The 19,564-nt window shown below is 51.9% G+C and carries 14 protein-coding genes; all 14 read left to right on the top strand.

The genetic code is table 11. The features are described from left to right. Positions 1–11: 11 nt before the first annotated feature. A complete protein-coding gene (locus tag ACZ439_RS07945; protein WP_464620850.1) occupies positions 12–5,678 on the top strand; it encodes an S-layer homology domain-containing protein in 5,667 nt (1,888 codons plus the stop codon). 283 nt (positions 5,679–5,961) lie between these two features. Beyond that, the gene (locus tag ACZ439_RS07940; protein ID WP_464620849.1) at positions 5,962–6,948 is read left to right on the top strand and encodes a LacI family DNA-binding transcriptional regulator; all 987 of its coding nucleotides are present in this window, start codon (positions 5,962–5,964) and stop codon (positions 6,946–6,948) included. 145 nt (positions 6,949–7,093) lie between these two features. Further along, the gene (locus ACZ439_RS07935; RefSeq protein WP_127608408.1) at positions 7,094–8,416 is read left to right on the top strand and encodes an ABC transporter substrate-binding protein; all 1,323 of its coding nucleotides are present in this window, start codon (positions 7,094–7,096) and stop codon (positions 8,414–8,416) included. Between the two features lie 94 nt (positions 8,417–8,510). After that, the gene (locus ACZ439_RS07930; protein ID WP_141335018.1) at positions 8,511–9,812 is read left to right on the top strand and encodes a carbohydrate ABC transporter permease; all 1,302 of its coding nucleotides are present in this window, start codon (positions 8,511–8,513) and stop codon (positions 9,810–9,812) included. A gap of 11 nt (positions 9,813–9,823) precedes the next feature. Beyond that, entirely contained in the window at positions 9,824–10,651 is an 828-nt protein-coding gene (locus tag ACZ439_RS07925) for a carbohydrate ABC transporter permease (protein ID WP_127608410.1), read from the top strand. Between the two features lie 33 nt (positions 10,652–10,684). Beyond that, entirely contained in the window at positions 10,685–12,031 is a 1,347-nt protein-coding gene (locus ACZ439_RS07920; protein WP_464620848.1) for a sulfatase family protein, read from the top strand. A 346-nt stretch (positions 12,032–12,377) separates the two neighbouring features. Further along, positions 12,378–12,956, top strand: a complete 579-nt coding sequence (locus tag ACZ439_RS07915) for a TetR/AcrR family transcriptional regulator (RefSeq protein WP_230876057.1) — start codon at positions 12,378–12,380, stop codon at positions 12,954–12,956. A gap of 48 nt (positions 12,957–13,004) precedes the next feature. After that, positions 13,005–14,015: an ABC transporter permease gene (locus ACZ439_RS07910; RefSeq protein WP_127608412.1), complete on the top strand. Its 1,011-nt coding sequence runs from the start codon at positions 13,005–13,007 to the stop codon at positions 14,013–14,015. Then, positions 14,008–14,892, top strand: a complete 885-nt coding sequence (locus tag ACZ439_RS07905) for an ABC transporter permease (protein WP_127608413.1) — start codon at positions 14,008–14,010, stop codon at positions 14,890–14,892. The genes ACZ439_RS07910 and ACZ439_RS07905 overlap by 8 nt, the downstream gene beginning before the upstream one ends. A 5-nt stretch (positions 14,893–14,897) precedes the next feature. Next, complete coding sequence (locus ACZ439_RS07900) at positions 14,898–16,508, top strand: ABC transporter substrate-binding protein (RefSeq protein ID WP_054799391.1); 1,611 nt, start codon at positions 14,898–14,900, stop codon at positions 16,506–16,508. A 64-nt stretch (positions 16,509–16,572) separates the two neighbouring features. After that, positions 16,573–17,559 carry an ABC transporter ATP-binding protein gene (locus ACZ439_RS07895; protein WP_054797712.1) on the top strand — a complete coding sequence of 329 codons (987 nt, stop codon included), beginning with the start codon at positions 16,573–16,575 and terminating at the stop codon, positions 17,557–17,559. Continuing rightward, entirely contained in the window at positions 17,543–18,526 is a 984-nt protein-coding gene (locus ACZ439_RS07890) for an ABC transporter ATP-binding protein (protein ID WP_127608415.1), read from the top strand. The genes ACZ439_RS07895 and ACZ439_RS07890 overlap by 17 nt, the downstream gene beginning before the upstream one ends. 37 nt (positions 18,527–18,563) lie before the next feature. Further along, positions 18,564–19,001, top strand: a complete 438-nt coding sequence (locus ACZ439_RS07885) for an OsmC family protein (protein WP_127608416.1) — start codon at positions 18,564–18,566, stop codon at positions 18,999–19,001. 225 nt (positions 19,002–19,226) lie between these two features. Beyond that, positions 19,227–19,523: a DUF2325 domain-containing protein gene (locus tag ACZ439_RS07880; RefSeq protein WP_230876056.1), complete on the top strand. Its 297-nt coding sequence runs from the start codon at positions 19,227–19,229 to the stop codon at positions 19,521–19,523. Positions 19,524–19,564: the final 41 nt, after the last annotated feature.

Genomic DNA, 19,564 nt, shown 5'->3' with positions numbered 1-19,564 from the left:
AGAAGCGAATGGTGAGAAGCATACGTAAGTTGTTGAAAACATACATATCAGCCGTGGCGGCTGGCAGTTTGCTGCTAAGCTGTTTGTCACCCTTTGGACCCGTTGCTGCAGTTGCGGCGGCAGAGTCGAGCGCGCCGGTGCTGCTCGTGACGGAAATTCATCCGAATAATACGGGGGATGACGATTACGAGTTTATTGAAATCTATAATAACTCTGATCGGACGCTTAAGCTAAACGATTATTCTGTTAGGTACTATTATCCCTCAGATGGATCTACGATTCCGTTCCAATTCCCTGAGGTGTCGCTGCCCTCCGGGCAAACGGTTGTTCTCTGGTACAACAAGAGCGCGAAGACGGTCGCAGACTTTAACTCCAAGTACGGAACGTCGCTTAACCCCGATCAGATCGCAGAAATTACCGGGACCGGTTTTACCGGACTGGCGAACAGTGGCAGCCGCGGCGTGGTCATTCGAGACGCGGCCGCCAACGAGATCACAAGAGCGATCTACGTCACAGAAGACATTGGCACCGGATTAGGCGTTTATTATAGATCTCCACTAGCGGGAACGGAACAAGCGAAACTTGCCGTCCTGCAGGCGCCGACGCCAGGGACGCTTTCCCCCGGTCAGGTTCCGGATACTCCGGTGCACCTGCCGGATAACGAGCCGCCGGTCATCACGCACACGCCTGTAACGGCTGCAAATGTGGAGAACGATGTAATCATCACGGCGAGCATTACGAATCCGGAGGATACGGTCGCTGGGGCCACCTACAACGATATTGTAACGGCGGCGGTATACTATAAATCGATTTCGGAACCGACCTTCTTATCTGTACCGCTTGTAAAAATGACGGGTACCGACTTCAGCGCAGCGATTCCTGGAACAGAGCTGAAGGAGGCGCAGCTTCAGTACTATATTCAGGCTAAGGACAGCGCCAATACTGTAAAAACAGATACGTATACGGTGCAGATTGCAATGCCGGATATCGACTTCAATGCGCTGCCGCCGTTAATGGTTACCGAGCTTGTGCCCGATTCGACGAACGTAGGGTCGGCTGACGGGTATGAGTTTATCGAGATTTATAACAACTCCGACAAGGACGTTAACTTTAAAGATTATAAAATTTATTATCGTTATACAGACTCCGGTCCGGACGCCGATGTCGTTTGGCCGACGGACGTAGAGGACTTCATCCTTCCAGCTAAGCAAACGATGGTATTCTGGATTATCAACGCGCAGAACCAGTCCAAAACCGTCGCTGATTTTAACGCGATCTATGGCACGAATCTGCAGGAAAACGTGAACATCATGAAGATGCGCAGTGACGGGATGGCCAACGGTGGCAAGCGGGGCATCGTCATTGCCACGAACACCCACAAAGAGATATCGGTTGCGCTCTACGACAACGACGAAGAAACGAAGGCGAACAAAGGCATCTTCTATAAGTACGCCGCCAACGGCGCCGCTACGATGATCAAGTACAGCGCGGGTCTGGAAGCGGCGACGCCGGGCACGGTAGCCGGCCATCAAGTGCCGCTCCTTCCGGTGATGCTGCCTGTGGATACGATAGCACCGACGATTGAAGTCTTGACGGGAAAAACGGAGGTGGAGCAATGGCAGGATGTCGAGCTCGTTGCGGATGCCAAGGACGATCAGGGCGTGAAGACGGTAGCGGTCTTTTACAAAACGGATCAGCAGTCTGCGTACACCAAGCGTTACCTGAAAGAGAGCTTCAGCGATACGATGTATCATCACAGGGTCTTTTCGCCAGAGCTGATCGGACGGACTTATGTTGACTATTACTTTGCAGCTTCAGACGGCACGAATACGACTACAAGCCCGACGTATCGACTGCTTATTACCGGAGGCTTGGATACATCGCCGCTTCGAATGAACGTGAAGGACGGAGACACGTTATCTGGCCGGTACTTGTTGAAGACTACGTCGCAGTCGGCCGCCCCGAGCGAGCTGAGCGTCGCGATTGATAACGAGCCGGCCGCCCCTGCAAGCATTGCGCTGGAGAATGAGGCGTATTTCGCCTTTGATGTGACCGCGGTCAATTATTGGTTCAAAAATGCGGTGACCGACGGGCAGGAGATTCTGTTCACGTTCGATGATACGATTAATGATTGGACGACGTTAACCGTTCCGATCAACCCGGACCGTTTGGAAATCGGGGATAATGTCCTTTCCATTCGGGCAGGCTCCAAAGCCTCGCCGTTTGATACTCGGCAGGAAGAAAACAAGGACGATTTCCAGGTGAAGAACATTCGCCTTGTTCTCGCTGACGGAACGGAGCTGTATGATGACCGTTATACGGACCGCGAGCAGGAAATCAAGATGGGGGACGGCAGTGGCAGATTCCCGGTGATCGATTTCAAGTTCCACATTACGGAGGAGAAGTTTAGATCAAAGGCTTATGAATGGGATACGACAAAGTGGGCCGACGGAAGTTACACCGTCAAGGTTATCCAATCGGGAGGCGGGGAACGCACGGCCACCGTCAATGTGGACAACACGGCTCCATCCATTCAACCAACGGTGGTAGAAGGAGAGACGTATAAAGGACCGTTTATCATTGATGCAGCCGTTAGCGATGCTTCATCCGGTTTGGAGAAGGTGGAGACCCGGCTCGACGGCGCGCCTATTACGTTCCCGTATGCTACCTCCTCTTCCAAGCTGCAGCCCGGGGAGCATACGCTGATCATTCAAGCCAGCGATAAGGTGGGGAATCGTTCGGAATCCAAGATTACCTTCTTTACGCCTAACGAACACCCTTCGCAGCCGGAACTCATCGCGCCGCAGCAGGGCAATGGGACTGCTAAGACCGACGTATCCCTCGCCGTGAAGGTGACCGATCCGACCGGTGATGCCATGAAGGTTTCGTTCTACAAGGGCTACGCGTACGGAGGCGGCGCACCTGGAAAGCTCGCAGGCTATCGGAATACGGTCGATTACGAGCCGCCGAAGCAGCAGGTTCCGGCAGGAGAAACAGCTTTTGGTGAAGCGGACTATATGGCGATTGCGGCCAAGGACGGACAATATGTAACAACGGACAGCGACACGCAGTTCCCGTACCAAAGGTTCCAAGTGCAGCTGGATCCGTCGGTGAAAGCAACCGATACCGTTGAGCTGAAGTGGCAGGGAGCTTCGCTGGAAGGACGCAAAGTAACCATGTACGCATGGGATGAGACCAAGCAGGAGTGGGAGAAGCTTGCCCAACATGTGGCGGGTGCAGAGGATTTTGAGCTGTACGCGACCTTCGAAGCCGGGAAATATGCCCGCTCGCACACCATCGATGTGCTGATTCAGGACGAAATCCCTCCTACGCCCGACGATTACGATTATTCCTTCGTTTGGATGTCGGATACGCAGTATTATTCCGAAAGCTATCCTCATATCTATGAGGATATTGTGAATTGGATTGCGGATAAGAAGGATGAGATGAACATTAAATATGTCATCCACACCGGCGACCTGGTTGATGAAGCGGATAAACCGATACAGTGGCAGCGCGCTTCGGACGATATGGCGGTGCTGGAGAAGGCAGGCGTTCCTTATGGGGTGCTTGCAGGGAACCATGACGTGGATCATAAGCTGGGCGCTTACGATCATTATTGGAATTATTTCGGCGAGGACCGCTTCAAGAAGCAGCCGACCTTCGGCGGGTCGTACGATAACAACCGAGGGCATTATGACCTCATATCGTCCCACGGCAACGATTTTATCGTGCTGTATATGGGCTGGGGGCTTGGCGACAAAGAAATCCAGTGGATGGACGATGTGCTGAAGCAGTATCCGGACCGGATGGCCATCTTGAATTTCCACGAATACCTGCTGGTGTCGGGCAACCGCGCGCCGATTGCCGATAAGGTGTTTGAGCGGGTCGTAGTACCGAATAAAAATGTCATTGCCGTCTTATCCGGGCATTATCATGACGCCGAGCTGCTGGTCGATGAAATCGATGACGACGGAGACGGCGTCAAGGACCGGAACGTATATCAAATGCTGGCCGATTATCAAGGCGGCCCCGAAGGGGGACAAGGATACATTCGGTTAATGCAATTTGATACGGATAACAATAAGCTCAATATTAAAACCTATTCCCCTTATTTGGACGATTACAACTATTACGATCCCGTGGAGTATCCAAACAAGGACGAATTTACGTTAACGCTCGATTTGCAGCCGAAGAAGAAGCGCGTAGCGACCGATTACATGGGCGTTAATGTGTATACGGATCAACGGATTGGCCAGGTGGAGCAAGTCGCGAGCGGCTCCAAGGCTGAAGTCGTCTGGAACCGTCTCCCGGCGAAGACCCTGCAGCAGTGGTACGCTGTCGCGGAGGATGATTTCGGCGGCCGCAGCGTCTCCGGGATTTGGAATTTCAAGACGGGACCAAGCAGCAATTCCGACGATGACGAAGAAAATAATGTCGGTCATGTTGGCTCTGGCCCGCAACAGCCTGCGGGACAACAGCCTGCGGGAGAGCAGCCCAAGCCGGACGAGGACGGCCGTCTGACCGTGAAGCCGACTCGGGAAGGAGCTGCAGCCAAAGCGGAGCTGAAGGCCGAGGAGCTCCATAGCGCATTCATACAGGCGGAAGCGCGAACGGACGGGCAGAAGACCGTTACGGTTAAGCTCGATGCCGTAGAAGGGGTACGGACATATGCGTTGACGCTCCCGTCGGCAGCGTTGATGCAGGATAATCCATCCCGGCGCATCGAGATTGTGTCGGCCGTCGGCACTGTTGTGCTCCCCGGCAATATGCTGACGGGACGCAGCGACAATTCATCCACCGTCACTTTAACGGTAGGCGCTGCCGATCAAGGCCGCTTGAGCGAGCAGGTCCGCGCGTCAGTCGGTGACCGTCCGGTTATTGAGCTGGAGATGAAGGACGGCGACCGGACGCTGGCTTGGAACAACCCGGATGTGAAAGTGAAGGTATCGGTTCCGTACAAGGCAACGCCGGAGGAAAGAAGCAAAAGCGACCATCTGGTCGTCCTGTACATGGATTCGGAGGGTCAGGCCCATGTGATAGCGAACGCCAAATACGATCTGGCTTCTGAAACGATCGTATTCGAGACGACCCACTTCAGTACGTACGCCGTTGCTCTGGTATTCAAAACGTTCGACGACTTGAACGGTCTCGAGTGGGCGAAGCGGCCGATCGAGGCGCTGGCCTCCAGAGACATCATCGAAGGAACGTCCGAGAAGCAATACTCGCCGGCCAAACCGACCACCCGGGCGGATTTTGTAACGCTGCTGGTCAAGACGCTCGGACTCGAGTCGAAGCAAGCGGCAGAAAACTTCAAGGATGTGCAGCCCGGGGATTATTATTACGAAGCGATCGCGGCTGCAAGGAAGCTGGGAATCGCCGAGGGCTCGGGCAACGATACATTCAGACCGAACGATCCGATTACCCGGCAAGACACATTTGTCCTAACCGAACGGGCGTTGAAGGCGGCGGAAGCGCCGATAATTAGCGGTGCGGCTTCGCTCGAAACGTTCGCCGACGGGCAGCAGATTGCCGATTATGCCAAGGAGGCTGTCGCGGGCATGGTGAAGGCTGGACTCATCGAGGGGAGCAATGGGCGCGTTGAACCGCTGGCGAATATAACGCGGGCCGAAACCGCCGTGCTCATGTATCGAATCTTTAAGAAAACAACCGAATAAGCTAAGGAATACAGCGTGTCCTCCGGTAGGACGCGCTGTATTATTTTTTCTTGCCGCCCGAAAGATTTCTTGAATTCCGCAAATTTTTTCAAAAAAATCTTGATATTCATATAATACCTAGTATAATACTTGGTATAAGGATTGAGTTCATATCAAATTTCCCGTTGGTTATCAAAAAAGGTATGGTGGAGCCGGAGCGCCTTTGATATAATGGTCATGAAAAGCTTTTCATGACAAATGACAGGTGAATCCGATGAAATCAACCATAAGAGATGTAGCGCGTATGGCCAACGTTTCTATTAGCACGGTATCCAGGGTATTGAATAATCCGGATCTGGTGGCCAAAGATAAGCGGGAAAAGATTTTGGAGGCGATCGAGCAGCTAAATTATACCCCTAACGCCTTGGCACGGGGGTTAATTCACAAAAGAACGCAGACGCTGGGGGTCATCATTCCGGACATCTCCAACTTATTTTATGCAGAGGTCATCCGCGGGATGGAAGATTCGGCGCATGAAAGCGGAAATAACCTGATTATTTGTAATACGGTTAACGATCAAGCTCGTCGATTGGCAAGCGTGAAGGTGTTAAGCGAAAAGCAGATCGACGGAATCGTCATTACAAGCGAGCCGATTTATCCGGACAGCTATGAACTGTTCCGGCAGTTGAATATACCGATTGTTTTGGCTGCCACGCATAGCTTGGAATACGAGATCCCTTCCGTAAGAGTGAACGACGAGCAAGCTGCGTATGATGCGACGGAGTATCTGATTCGCAAGGGACACAAGCGCATCGGCATGATTAGCGGGTCTACACTTGATCCGATATCCGGATTGCCGAGAATTCAAGGATTCATGAGAGCACTGCGGACACATGGTCTGGAGGCTGCACCGGAAATCCGCATTGAATATGCGAACTATCACTTTGAAGAAAGCTACGAGGCCATGAAAAAGCTGTATGCGAAATTCCCTGAGCTGACAGCGGTCTTCGCTTCAAGTGATGAGAGAGCGCTTGGTGCGATATCTTATCTGCACGAGAACCGGATTCAAGTGCCTGAGCAGGTTTCGGTCATCGGCTTTGACAACACGAGAATGGCGGGCATGAGCTACCCGAAGCTGACCACCGTTGCCCAGCCGTTGTACCAAATGGGGTTTCAAGCGGTCCGGAAGCTGGATCAGCTCATCAACGGCAAACAGCTGGAGGAGCTGCGCACGTACATGTCGCATTGGATTGAAGAACGGCATTCCGTGAGAGATATCAACATCAATTAGGTGAAAACCAAGTGAGCTAAAGCTCACGATAATCTGAAAAGCTTTTCAGCAAACGTTTCCATTTGTGTTGAAAGGGGTGATACACTTCTGCACGCCGCTCGATAGCTATAATTTCCATGCTCAAACCAAATAGGAGGCCAATCATATGTTGAAAAAAGCTCTGAGCACAACCCTTGTATTCTCGCTGGCAGCTGCTGCGCTGTCCGCCTGCGGTGGATCGAATCCTCAAGACCAGGCACCTGCCCCAAGCAGCACGCCTAGCGCTCCGGCTGCAGAAAATAAGCCGGCCGAGAAGGTAAAGATCGTATTCAGTCAGGGGGCCGACCAAACGGAAGGCACGAAGAAGCTGGTCGCCGCCTTCCAAGCGAAGTTCCCGAACATCGAGGTGGAAGTACGCGATTTCCCGAATGACTCCTCGCAAATGCATGATCAGCTTGTTACCATCCTTGGCGGTAAATCGGCTGAAATCGATGTGATCAATCTGGACGTCGTTTGGCCTGCCGAATTCGCCCAAGCCGGTTTCCTTCTTCCGCTCGACCGGTTGATCCAGGAGGATAAGGTCGACCTCACTAAATATCTGAAGGGCGGCATCGACGCAGGCTATTTCAACGGACAACAGTGGGCTCTTCCGCGTTATAACAATGCGGGGCTGCTATATTACCGCAAGGATATCGTGAAGGAAGTTCCGAAAACGTGGGATGATCTTCTCAAGCAAGCGGAGGCGTTGAAGGGGCAAGGCGGCACCAAATACGGTTTCGTAACCCAAGGGAAGCAGTATGAAGGGTTAACGGTCGGGTTTACGGAGCTCGTCAGCGCCTACGGCGGTAAAATTATCGACGACAAAGGCAATGTAACGGTGAATAGTCCGGAAGCTTTGAAAGGGCTGAAGAAGCTCATTGAGATTCAAAAATCTCAGTCCGTACCAGCCAATTTAAACACCTTTACCGAGAAAGAGACGCTGAATGCCTTCTTGGAAGGCAGCGCGGTGTTTGCCCGTCACTGGCCGGCGTTGTACGCACAGGCCAATGATCCGAAGCTATCCAAAGTTGCAGGCAATGTCGGTATTGCAGCGCTTCCGGCCGGTGACGCCCGTTCAGCAGCAGCTCTTGGCGGCTGGTTGGCGGCTATCAACAAATATTCCAAGCATCCGAAGGAAGCCTGGGAGTTCCTGAAATTTGCGGTCAGCCCTGAAGGGCAAAAAATCATTGCCGTCAACAGCACGCAAACGCCCACATATTTGTCTCTGTTTGATGATGCGGAGGTACAAAAAGCGAGTCCGTTGTTCGCGAGCCGCGACTTTGTCAACGGTCTAAGCAGCGCGATCCCAAGAACAATTACACCGCAATATGCCAAAATTTCCGGCCTGATTCAAGTCGAGGTATCCAAAGCGATCGCCGGGGAGCAAACACCGGAGCAGGCGCTGAGCAACTTGGAAAGCCAAATCAAGCAAGCTATTGGCAGCAAATAAACACATAATGAGTCTACAGCCTTCAAGGCACACGACTCTTCATTCATTTCGATTCTCGATATAGCTGTGACCGAAGGCGGTGTCTTTCGAAAATATGTTTAAACGAACGGCGTTTACCAAAGAGGCTCGGGTGGCTTACCTGTTGATTATGCCGGCCGCCTTGCTCATCTGTGCGATTGCCATCTGGCCGGTGCTGCGCTCCTTCTGGATCAGCTTATATGACATCCGGCTCAATGATCCGACAAAGTCGGAGATTCATGCGGAGTATGCCCTGAATATGGAGAAGTATACGGAGACCATGCCGATACTTCTTAGAATTCTTGGGGCGGAAGCTGCTGAAGGAGGAGCGGTTAAAGATCGCCTGGAGCCGCTGCGGCAGCGCGCGGAGGAGATGAAGAACGAGCTGGAGGCCGATCCGGCCTTTAAAGCCAGATATGAGAAGATTGATCGTCTGCTATTCGATTTTCAGCCGGTGCCGGAAGAGCTGAAGTACTTCGAGCTGGACCGGGAATTGGCGTTGAAGCTGAGGACGGAGCTCGGCGAGATGCTTCAGATCTTAAAGCAAGTGAAAGAGGAGGGCTTGATGAAGCGCCCCGACGATCCCATAGGGCTCATCGGGGCGCTAATGGGGACCTTCATGGAGCCTAACTTTGTCGGCCTGGGCCATTATAAGCGGTTTATCGCGGATCCGCGGTTATGGCAATCCATTGGAAATACCTCTTTATTTACGGTGTGCGCTGTATCGATGGAGATGCTATTCGGTCTGTTGATCGCCCTGCTTATCAACCGCTCTTTTCGAGGCCGGGGGCTCGTACGGGCAGCCGTTCTTATTCCTTGGGCGACGCCGACCGCGATTTCCGCCATGATGTGGCAGTTTCTGTACGACGGACAGAACGGCGTGATTGCCAGGCTTTTTACCGAAATTGGCTTGATCTCCGAAATGAGTACGTTGCTATCGACGAAAGCGGGAGCGATGTTCTCGATCGTGTTCGCCGATACATGGAAAACAGCTCCTTTCGTAGCACTGCTGCTGCTCGCCGGGTTGCAGACGATATCCGGGTCGATGTATGAGGCGGCTCAAGTGGACGGTGCGACGCGTTGGAAACAGTTTGTTCATATTACGCTGCCTTCATTGAAAACAACCTTCCTTGTCGCGCTGATGTTCCGTACGCTGGATGCCTTCCGTGTCTTCGATCTCATTTATGTGCTGACGGGGGGCGGCCCGGCGAATTCGACGGAGTCCATTTCGATTTATGCTTACAAAACGATGTTTGCCGAGCTTGATTTCGGAGCCGGCTCCGCGTTGTCTGTCATTGTGTTTTTGTGCATAGCCATCATCTGTATGATCTTTGTGAAGCTCTTGGGCGCTGACATGGTCAGCAAACGCGGAGGTTAGGAGGGGAAACCATGGCGAAAAAATCAGGTCTGCTTTTTTATGTCGGCATAACCATTTTTATTGCAGCGGTCATGTTTCCCTTTTTCTGGGTATTCCTGGCCTCCGTGAAAGAAACCGAGTATTTATATGGGCCGCATGCGTTCGATGTGATCGTGCCGGGCTACACCTTGGACAATTACGTGAGCGTCTTCGTCAACCATCCGTTCGGCCGTTACCTGTTGAACAGCTTGACGGTAGCCGGTTTGACGATGCTTTACAGCCTGTTTGTCGCGTCTTTTGCGGCGTATGCGATTGCCCGTCTTCAATTTTTCGGAAAAACGTTCTTTTTGGGTGTGCTGCTGGCGGTTTCCATGTTTCCGCAGATCGCTACGATTTCCCCGATTTTCCTGTTCATGCAGGCTACCGGGCTGCGCAACACGTATTTGGGACTTATTATTCCGTATACGACTTTTGCGCTTCCGTTATCGATCTGGTACATGACGACGTTTTTTCAAAAAATTCCGTATGAGCTGGAGGAAGCGGCCAAAGTGGACGGCGCCTCGATCATGCAGACGTTCCGCAAAATATTGCTGCCATTGGCAGCGCCAGGATTGTTCACGACGGCGATCATCGTGTTTGTGGACGCTTGGCACGAATTTTTCTTTTCTTTAACAATCAATACCAAAGAAAGCATGATGACCGTTCCAGTCGGCATTGCCATGTTTCAAGGAGAATTCACCTTCCCTTGGGGGGAAATTTCCGCCGCTACCATAACCGTGACGGTGCCGGTCGCGATCCTGGTGCTTCTGTTTCAACGGCAAATCGTATCCGGCTTAACTTCAGGCGCCGTAAAGGAATAATAGCTCGTGCAGCGATATAAAGAGGAGAGCGACATGAAAAAACCAAACATTCTGTTTATGATCTCACACGATACCGGACGTTATTTAGGCTGCTACGGTAAAGGGGTGGAAACGCCCGCCATCGATGCGCTTGCAGAGAAAGGGGTTCGCTTCGACAATTACTTTTGTCCGGCCCCGCAGTGCAGTCCGAGCCGCGCAAGTATTCTTACCGGCCAGTATCCGCATAATAACGGGATGATCGGTCTTGCACATTTGGGCTTTTCCATACGACCCGAGGTCACGACCTTACCGAAGGAGCTGCAGAAGCTGGGATACGAAACGGCGCTCATCGGCTTTAGCCACGAAACGATCGGCGAACCCGACAGCCGGCTGACGTCCTCGACCTACAAGCTGGGATATGAACGTGTGGAGCCGGTGCCGGGAGATCGTGGACCTCAAGTAGCTGAGCGGGTTGTACAATATTTGCAGGAAAAGGGTGCCTCTGCCGAGGGGAGACCGTTTTTTGCGTCGGTCGGTTTTTTTGAGACACACCGTGATTTTGACGAGTATGAAGCGGTGAAGGACCCCGCGGATCAAGTGACTCCGCCCCCATACTTACCCGATCACCCTCAGGTAAGAGAGGATTTTGCGCTGCTTCACGGTTCGGTGAAAGTACTCGATCAGAGTATCGGCCGCATTCTTCAAGGTCTGGAAGAAGCCGGTTTAAGTAAGGACACGCTGGTCATTTATACGACGGACCACGGGATTGCCTTCCCGCGGGCGAAGGGAACACTTATGGACGCCGGCTTGGAGACGGCCCTCGTCATGTATTACCCGGGTCTGATCGAAGGCGGGAAGGTCGTAAAAGAACTGCTCTGCAACGTGGACTTGATGCCAACGCTGCTTCAGCTCGTTGGCGGAGACATTCCGCAAGAGCTGGACGGGACAAGCTTCCTCGGATTGTTCAAGCCGGAAGCCGGCACTGTAAGCCGTGACCATTTCTTCGCGGAGCTGACCTGGCATGACTTGTATCATCCGATGAGAGGTGTTCGTACGCAGCAGTACAAGTATATCCGCAATTTCGAGGACGGCCCTTCCGTGTACTTGCCGCTTGATATTCATCGGAGCTTATCCGGCGAAATCGTGCGGGACGATTATTACGTTCCTAATGCTTTAGAGGAGCTCTATGATTTGGAGACAGATCCGTTGGAGCGTCATAATTTAGCTGCAAATCCCGACTACGCGAATGTTCTTCACGAGCTGCGGGGTAAAGTGGATGCCTGGATGAAGGAAACGCAGGACCCGCTGCTATCCGGCCGCGTCGCGGGATGGCCGGCCCCGGAATGGCAGGAGCAATTGGATAACGGCTCGGCGTATGCTTCGGAGAAGCGTTCGAAATGATCGCCATGAAGGGATAGAACGTACGTTACATGTGATTGCTCAGAAGCTGCGAGTCAAGCTCTATTGGGTGGTTCATTCTCTGGAATGAGCCTGCCTGATAGGGCTTTCGCCAGTTGCCCCCATAAATTTCATGGCATCAACAACAGTATCCGGCGACAAGCCTGAGCTTTCCGGATGAGACAGATGAGGGATGAAAATATTAGTATTGACAAATTCCAAGTAAGTCTATAAGATATAAAATTATATAAAACTGACTGACTAGTCAATCTTGAAGGAGTGTGTATTTGTTATTACCAACGATAACGATAAAAGTGCTTCAAAGCGGGATCTGCGCCGGGAACAGCTTTTGGCAATTGCGGTCGAGCGGTTTGCCAAGCATGGGTACCACAATACGAAGATATCCGATATTGTTGCCGATGCCGGCGTGGCGCAAGGAACGTTCTACTGGTATTTCAAGAGCAAAGAAGCGATCGGTCTGGAAATCATACGTTCCGGCCGGGAACGGCTGCTTCAAGTGATTGCGAAAGGCTACCGCAGCCAAAGCGGTTCCGTTTCAGAGATGGTCGAAGGCTCGCAGCGTCTCTTGAAGGATATTTTTCAATTTGCCGATGAAAACCGGTATTTTATGGAGCTGCTGCTAACCGGAGGTGAGGATGAATCGATTCGAAGAGCCTCTAAGGAAACGCGTATCGACATGGAGGAGGCGTTCAGGCGCAATATTGAAAGAGCGACTGAACTAGGGATGCTGCCCGGGTCAATGAATTTGCATATGCGTGCGGCACTATTAGTGAGTCTCATCGAAGGAGTTATAGCCCGTTGGCTGTTCGGACCGATCCATCCGAATTCCGACTTGGCACGCCTTACGGCGGAAGAACTGGCGGCTGAGACGGTGCGATTCGAATTTTTCGGCTTATTAGGGATCTAAGCAAATGAAGGCCCCTATTAATAGCCTAATAAGGAGGATAAGAGGGACTTGCTGGTATACTCGCTCCGGCGTTTAACAATGATGGTTCCTAGTCTCATCGGGATTATCGTAGTCACTTTCATCCTGACACGGGTACTGCCGGGGGACCCGGCTTTGATGATAACCGGTGAGCAGGCGCTTCCCGAGTTTGTGGAGAAGGTGCGTGAGCAATACGGATTTAATCAGCCTTTATATATCCAATTTTGGGAGTATATCAAGCAGCTGGCCCGAGGAGATCTCGGATACGCTTGGCATACGGGACATTCTGTGGCTTCCGATTTCGCCACACGGTTTCCCGCTACGCTCGAACTTACACTTGCCAGCATGGTGATCGCACTTATGGTTGCCATACCGTTAGGCGTCTTGGCTGCTGCCCGAAAAAATTCCGTGATTGACCATTTCACGCGAATTCTCTCCTTGATAGGCTCCTGCATGCCGATTTTTTGGCTTGGCTTGCTGCTGATCAGCCTGTTTTATTCGAAGCTTGGCTGGCTGCCCGCGCCGGTTGGCCGAATCAGCGGGGATATCAATCCGCCGACGCATGTAACCGGATTGTATGTGATTGACAGCTTGCTTAGCTTGGATATGGTGGCGCTGAAGGATTCCCTCCTTCATTTGTTGATGCCGGCTTTTTGTTTAAGCTTAGGCACGATGGCCATTGTGACCAAAATGATTCGAGCCAGCATGCTGGACGTCATCAAGCAGGATTTCATGAGAACGGCGAAAGCCAAAGGCTTGTCGGACGGTGCCGTCATTGCCAGGCATGGACTTATTAACGGCTTAGTACCGACCCTAACGGTAGTCGGGCTTCAGTTCGGATATCTTCTCGGCGGAGCGGTGATCACCGAAACGGTTTTCGTCTGGCCGGGTGTAGGCCAATACGTCACGGAATCTATTCTGGCGGCCGATTACGCGCCAATCCAGGCGATAACGCTGATCAGTGCCGTGTTATACGGAATTTTGAATCTAATAGTAGAGCTTTGGTATGGGGTGCTGGATCCGAGGGTGCGTTATGAATAAGCGAAAGCAAGCTATCGTCGTCATAAATCATGTATTGAACAACAGGTTAACGTGTATTGGACTGATTCTTGTACTCGTTTGGGTCGTGCTGGCCGTGCTGGCGCCTTGGGTCGCTCCTTATTTGCCTAACGAGCCTCAAACAGCAGATAAGCTGCTGCCGCCGAATGCTGCGCATTGGTTTGGCACGGACAATTATGGCAGAGATATATTTAGTAGAATTGTATATGGTGCTCAAGTCACCGTATGGACAGGATTCGTCTCCGTCGGCATCGCTTTTTTTATCGGAGTTCCGCTGGGAGCCATCGCCGGCTATTTTGGAGGGAGAAGCGGAAATATCATTATGCGCATCATGGATACGCTGCTTGCGTTTCCTTCGCTCATCCTGGCTATGGCCATTGCAGCTTCCATTGGTCCAGGGCTGTTCGGAGCGCTGCTGGCGGTCGGCATTGTCGGTATTCCTGAGTTCGCGCGACTGATGTATGGACAAACCGTCGTGATCAAGGAACGGGAATTTATCGAGGCTAGCCGGGCCTTAGGCGTCAGACATAGCGCTATCTTGTTCGGTCATATTTTTCCTAACGCATTCGCCCCGTTGCTGGTGCAGGTTACACTCGGTCTGGGATCCGCCGTACTGACGACCGCCAGTCTAAGTTTTCTTGGGCTGGGCGTACGACCGCCGACCGCGGAATGGGGGGCGATGATTTCCCACGGGCGCGATTATATCATTTCCGGCGAATGGTGGATGACGGTATTCCCCGGCATAGCCATCGCTACTACGATTCTCGGGTTTAATCTGCTTGGGGACGGACTGCGGGACATACTCGATCCGCACTCTCGTTCCTCGAAGGATAATAAATTCAGAGCAAAGAAGGAGTAGAGAAAATGAAACCAAACAAGCTTATTATGATCATTTCAGCAATATTAATTCTGGTGCTGGCGGCAGGCTGCACGAATAGCGCGAATCCGAAGCCGGGCGCGAATAACTCCGAGCAGCCTCAAGCTGGCGCGAATAACGATACGCCCGCTGCGGGTCAAACGATAACCATCGCCTACTCCCAAGGTGCAGGTCAAACGATGGATCCTCATGAAGCGGCAGATTTGACCTCGGCCTCCTATGCGTTTGCCTTGTACGATCAGCTGGTAACGAGCGGCACAGAAACCAAAGACGGGAAAACCGTAGGCCGTACGGATCAGATCGTGCCTTCCTTGGCTGAGAAGTGGACGATCTCCGACGATAAGAAAACTTATACATTCGTGCTGCGCGACGGCGTGAAATTTCACAGCGGCAACCCTGTGAATGCCGATGCGGTTGTATTCTCCTTCAAGAGACTTCAAAGCAAGGGCGAGAGCGGCAGCTTGTATAAGCTCTCGAACATCGAATCGTTTAAGAAAATCGATGACAAAACTGTAGAATTTAAGCTTGCGGCACCGAACCCGCTGTTCTTGAAATATTTGGCGACCTTTACCTTCTCGGTCGTTGATCCATCCGTCGTTGAGGGCAAGCCTGACGGTTATTTAACCCAGAACTCGGCAGGCTCGGGCGCATTCACCCTGGAGAAGTGGGACCCCGCCACGGAAGCCGTATTCGTAGCGAATAAAAGCTACTGGAAGGGCGCTCCGAAGGTCGACAAAGTGGTGGTGAAGTACGTAAAAGAAGCGTCGAACCGAGAGCTTTTCCTGGAAAAGGGAGATATTGACGTCGCTCTGGATATTCCGGCCAAGGATGTGGGGAGCTTATCCAAGAAGGATAACCTGGTTATCAGCTCCGAATCGACAAACCGCATCGTATATATGGGAATGAACGCGAATTTCAAGCCTTTTGACAACCTGAAGGTCAGACAGGCGATCAATTACTTGATTAATCAGGACAAATTGCTGCAGGATGTTGTCTTTGGTCAAGCCTCCAAGATGACCAGCTCCATCTCAAGCAAGTCTCCTGCTCATACCTCTGAAGGCTATGAATACAAGTATGATGTGGAGAAAGCCAAATCCTTATTGAAGGAAGCCGGCTACGAGAAGGGCTTTACGTTCGATCTGACCATTTCCTCCGCGACACAGGATTACGAGGATATTGCCGTACTGCTTAAGGCTGAGCTGGAGAAGGTCGGAATTACGTTGAATATTAATAAAGTGGCGCCGGCACAATACCGGGAGCTGACGACCAAAAAGTCGGTGCCTGCGTTCCTTGGCAAATATACGTCGCTCGTGAACGACCCGTCGTACCATTACGGATTTTTGCTGGACAGCAAGGGCGCTTCGAACTATGCTGCTTATAACAACCCTGAAGTCGACAGCCTGCTGGCTAAGGGCAATTCCGAGACCGATGAAGCTAAGCGCACTGCGATTTACAAGGAAGTTCAGAAAAAGATCACGGCCGATTCCCCATGGGCTTATCTGTACGAAAGCAATCTGATTGCAGGCTTCAATAAGAACGTGAAGGGGTATGTATTCTATCCGGATGAGATCATCCGATTTGCCTCGCTCTATAAATAATAAACAAGCCCCCGATTAACTTCGGGGGTTTTGCCGGACTTTACTCGTTACACGGGAGGCGAATATGACTAAGCTTTTGGAGGTTTATAACTTAAGAACGGAGTTTGCCGCCCCGTCGGGCTCGGTACGTGTAGTGGACGGTATCGATCTGTATTTGAATTCAGGAGAAACGCTCGGAATAGTCGGAGAATCCGGCAGCGGAAAAAGCATCACTTCGCTCTCCATCATGCGTCTTCTCCCGGAACAAGCCGTGATTACGGGAGGCGACATTCGCTTACAAGGACAGAACCTGGCGCAGCTGCCTGAGTCCGAGATGAGGAAGGTTCGCGGGAACCGGATCGCCATGATCTTTCAAGAGCCGATGACGGCATTGAACCCGGTGTTCAAAATCGGGAGACAGCTGGAAGAGGCGATACGGCAGCATTCAAACAAAGATAAGAGAACAGCCCGCAAGGAAGCAGTCTCTTTGTTGAGAGATGTGGAAATTTCGGCGCCTGAACAAGTGGCCAAGCTTTATCCGCACCAGCTGTCGGGAGGAATGCGTCAACGGGTGATGATAGCGATGGCTATGGCAAGCAGCCCGGAAATATTAATTGCCGATGAACCGACGACAGCGCTCGACGTCACGATTCAAGCCCAAATCCTGGACCTGATGCGTAGGCTCAAGCGGGAGCGGGGCATGGCGATCATGCTGATCACGCATGATTTAGGCGTTGTCGCCGAGATGTGCGACCGGGTTTCCGTGATGTATGGGGGGCAAATCGTCGAGGAGGGAGACGTCGCGAGCTTGTTTCGGGAGCCGAAGCATCCTTACACGGTGGGGCTGTTGAAATCGGTGCCCCAATTCACGGACGGCGAAAAGCGCCTATACTCGATTGCCGGACAGGTACCCCATCCTTCCGAATACCCGAAGGGCTGCCGTTTTGCGGAGAGATGCCCTTCCAAAATCGATATTTGCGAGATTGAGGAGCCGGGCACGTTCGACTTTGGAAACGGCCACCGGTGTAAATGTCATCTGTACAGGAGGGATACGCATGCCCCCGATGCTTGAGGTACGTGATTTGAAAAAGCATTATCCCGCTCGGAATGGAATATTCCGTAAAGGAGCCGGTACTGCTAAGGCGCTCGACGGCGTTTCCTTGTCCATTGAAAAAGGAGAGACCTTCGCGGTCGTCGGAGAGTCGGGCTGCGGCAAAACGACGTTTGGCAAAACGGTCCTGCGATTAATAGAGCCGACCGCAGGGAGCATTCGGTTTGACGGCACGGATATCACCTCATTAGGCCCGGAGCAGCTGCGTCAGCTGAAAACCGACATGCAGATTGTTTTCCAGGATCCGTACGGTTCGTTGGACCCCAAGTGGACCATTCAACGGACGCTGGAGGAGCCGCTTCGCACCCATTTGAAATTATCCGCTCAAGACATCAAGGCCAAGGTCGGCGAGATGCTGGAAGTCGTCGGATTAAATTCGCATCACGCTCTTCGATATCCGCATGAGCTGTCCGGAGGACAACGGCAGCGTATCGGCATTGCGCGGGCTTTGATTCTTCAGCCCAAATTCGTGGTTCTTGACGAGCCGGTTTCAGCTTTGGACGTATCCATACAAGCCCAAATTCTGAATTTGATGCAGGATCTGCAAAGCCGTTTGTCGCTCACCTACTTGTTCGTTTCTCATGATTTGTCGGTCGTTCGATTCATTAGCGATCGGGTCGGCGTCATGTATTTAGGCAGAATGGTAGAGATGGGGCCCACGGAGGAGCTGTTTGAGCGCCCGCTTCATCCTTACACCCAAGCGCTCATCTCGGCGATCCCCGAACCGGACCCGGACAAGCGCAGGGAGCGAATTGTGCTATCCGGGGATGTTCCCAGCCCGCGCAATCCTCCTTCGGGATGCGCTTTTCATACCCGTTGTCCGCTAGTTAAGCCGGAATGCAGGAACATACAGCCCGAGTGGCGGATGGTTGACGGGAACCGTTATATTGCTTGTCACTTATATGAGAAGAACAACAATTCCAATTGATTACCATGATCTCACAGGAGAAAGCGGGTTTTAAAGGATGCTCGTAACGACCAAATGGCAAGGCAAACGCTCATTTCAATCGGTAGGCCCTTCCGGGTTCAGCATAAGCATGGACGCAACGCCGGCTTACGGCGGAGACGGAGAGGGGGCGACGCCGATGGAGCTTCTGCTGGCAGGCTTGGCAGGCTGCATCGGGATAGATATTACGATGATTTTGAATAATTTCTTGCATACGGTGGAACACCTGGAGATCGATGCCGAGGGTTCCCGAAGAGAAGCGGCGCCCAAAGGCTTTAACGCCATCGAGCTGACGGTAAGGGTCGATGGGACGATCCCCGACTACCGCGTGTGGAACGCCATCGAGTTGGGAAGCAAAAAGTACTGCTCTGTGTCCGATTCACTGAATGCGGATATCACGTACAGACTTATTCTTAACGGAATTGAAGTGCCCAATCCTAAAGCGCTGCCGCAATGAGCGAATAGGTAACTCTACAAGCAAAATAACCGGCTGTTGCAGCCGGTTATTTTGCTTTACCTTGTAAACCGCTGATTAACCGGATGAGGTTGTTTTAGTTGAGACAAACACCCGCGCTGCTCATGGTACTAATAATCCGAGTAAACCGATTGACATTTACACATATTGAGTTAAAATAACCTTAACAGGTTTTGAAAGAGTCCAATGATAAGGGGGGAATTGAAAATGAAGACAGTTGCGATCATCGGAGGCAGTCAAACCGATACCTACAAAAAAATGGGTGAAAAGCGCGGTTTGATCGTCGTGCATCATAATGGAAAGACGGGTGGAGGCTCTGTAGAAAACTATTTTCAACGAATCATTAATAAAGCCGATGTTATTATAATCTTAAAAGGAGCGATCAAGCATACTTCGATGTGGGCCGTGCGCGAGCTCGCGGAAAAAAAGGGTAAGAAAATCGACTATCATGATGGCTTCGGTGCATCTGGAGCGTTAGAGAAGGCTCTACAAATAGTTGGATAATGAAGTTCAATAAAACCCCGCCAAAGGAGATGGCAGAAATA

It is taken from the genome of Paenibacillus sp. JCM 9796, from assembly GCF_055379675.1.
This window is presented reverse-complemented; position numbering and strand designations above follow the sequence as displayed.